This is a genomic window from Amphibiibacter pelophylacis (genome assembly GCF_037688875.1).
GTDB classification, from domain to species: domain Bacteria; phylum Pseudomonadota; class Gammaproteobacteria; order Burkholderiales; family Burkholderiaceae_C; genus Amphibiibacter; species Amphibiibacter pelophylacis.
In genome coordinates, this window is sequence record NZ_JAWDIE010000040.1 from 1 (window position 1) to 1,954 (window position 1,954).

3 protein-coding genes and 1 pseudogene are annotated in these 1,954 nt (G+C 51.7%); all 4 read right to left on the reverse strand.

What is annotated here, in order from left to right; all coding sequences use genetic code 11:
• Positions 1 to 356: pseudogene (locus tag RV045_RS14260) on the reverse strand (hypothetical protein); the annotation flags it as partial.
• 103 nt (positions 357 to 459) lie between these two features.
• Entirely contained in the window at positions 460 to 891 is a 432-nt protein-coding gene (locus RV045_RS14265; RefSeq protein WP_423236460.1) for a hypothetical protein, read from the reverse strand.
• 2 nt (positions 892 to 893) lie between these two features.
• Entirely contained in the window at positions 894 to 1,193 is a 300-nt protein-coding gene (locus RV045_RS14270) for an EndoU domain-containing protein (RefSeq protein WP_423236461.1), read from the reverse strand.
• The coding region (locus RV045_RS14275; RefSeq protein ID WP_423236462.1) for a DUF6862 domain-containing protein at positions 1,190 to 1,954 on the reverse strand (765 nt) is incomplete at its 5' end. The genes RV045_RS14275 and RV045_RS14270, both read right to left, overlap by 4 nt.

The following is a 1,954-nucleotide window of genomic DNA, read 5'->3' on the forward strand; positions in this document are numbered from 1 at the left end:
TCCGCATCAAATATCGGCTTGATCCCGCTGCCCACATCGCCGCTACGCACGGAAGTATCGCCCGCAATACCGCTGATACCCGCCTGGGCCACGCTGCCAGCACTGCCACTGTCGCTGCCCAGGCCCGCACCGTTGAGCGCCGGGCCGGACTTCTGGACCGGTTGGGCGCCGGAATCCTTTGATGCTGCGCCAGAGATTCCCACCCCAACGCTCACGCTGTCCGCACTGTACTTCGCCGAATTGGTGATGTCCTTCAGCTCTGTGCCGCCTTCGCTGCTGAAGCGGTTTTTGCCCTGAGCCACCGCCGCATCACTGCTGGCGATCACCGCGCCATCCAGCGTGGTTTTGACCTTCACCTGCACATCAAACCCGCCATCGCCCGCCTTGATGCCGCTGGTGTCGCATCATGCAGGTGGGCAGCTGGAGACTTAGCCAGTTGTGGGCTGAACCGGTCTGGGGTCAGGGCGAGCCTAGCCCGAGGCGAGGTTGTACAACAAAGCCGATTTCGTTGCCGCCTGTGGATTCGATTTGATATTTATCGATCAACTCCTGAATCTTAGGTGCGCATTCCTGATGATTTCGTGCATACTCACGCATAGCGGATAAAAAAAACTTCTTTACCAAGGCCTCATCATATTCGCCGCAATGGACTTGATCCTCGCTAAATGCTGGCTCCATGTTGACCCAAAAGATGATTTTTCCATCACCATCAACATCAACATAACGCTCAATATGCCAATATGGATCCCCTCCACTCCCGCCACAGCTAAATATCTTCTCCAAATTGTACCAATAATCCTCCCTGTCTCTAGCAGGAAAAGCATTGGCTACACACCAAATGAGAGGATATAGGTCATCGCCCTCACCTCTGTATTCAATATAGTAATTCATAATTATCGAGCAGAAGGAAATGCGGTCGGAACATACACTTGTCCTCTGTAAGTACTAATCGGCACCTCAAACTTAATGCCATTGATATTAACAAACTGAACGTCTGGCACCTTTGAGTTAGTGGCTCGCCTCCACTGGTAAATCGCTCGACCAACTGCCTCGTTGGCCATTGAAGCCATTTGCGCATCACTGTACCTCGCTGGATCATATACGGTTTTTATTGCACTTCGTCCAGTAGACTCTGAAAATCTGTATTCAATCTGATAAATTCCCGGCACAACCTCTTTTGGCACTCCTATCACTTGACCGCCATTGGCTTGCAAGATTTTTTAAAGTTTTCCATATTGTGCCCGCCAGAAATTTCTTCAGCTAGCCCTTTTCGATTTGTTCTGATAACACCTTCGATCAAATGTCTGCCAATCGGCGTATCGATTTGAGCTATGCCGACTGAGATTTTCCCATCACGCGGTCGAACAGGTACGTCTCCCGCAAAACCAGCATCTGCATTCGCATTGTTCTCCACTCGGGCACGAGAAATTGCCTCCGCCTCCTTCGATCCAAAATTTGCAGTCGTTCCATCGACAAACCGCCAAACTTTTTGTCCGCCGACCAGTGCAGCCTCTGCAATCATCTGGCCTGTTTTTGTGGCCAATACCGCCCCAAGCACAAAATCTTCAGGGCCGGGCAGCAACAGAAGAGTACCAGTTGCAGTGCTCCTTGCCGCCCGAGAATGAAAATCCTCTCTTTCCGATGGCGGCCCAGCAATCACGACATTCAAAGGAAAGCTATCTTTTGGACTATCCGCCCAAGTAAATTCCCCGTACTGACCCTTAACGATATTGCCCTTGCTGATTGCATCCCGGACAAGTACGTCACATTTTGCCTGATTGGCCTCAGGTCCACAGGCCCCTCCAAGCTGCCGGTCTCTCGACTGCGATAGCCTAGTCAACTCCCTGACCTTACCGCACGCGTCAGGATCGCCCGTTTTGCTGCAGCTTTCCGAAGCCTTCTGGAACTGTTCGACCTCAGACATATTCAGCATGTTGCCACGCCGGTGATGATT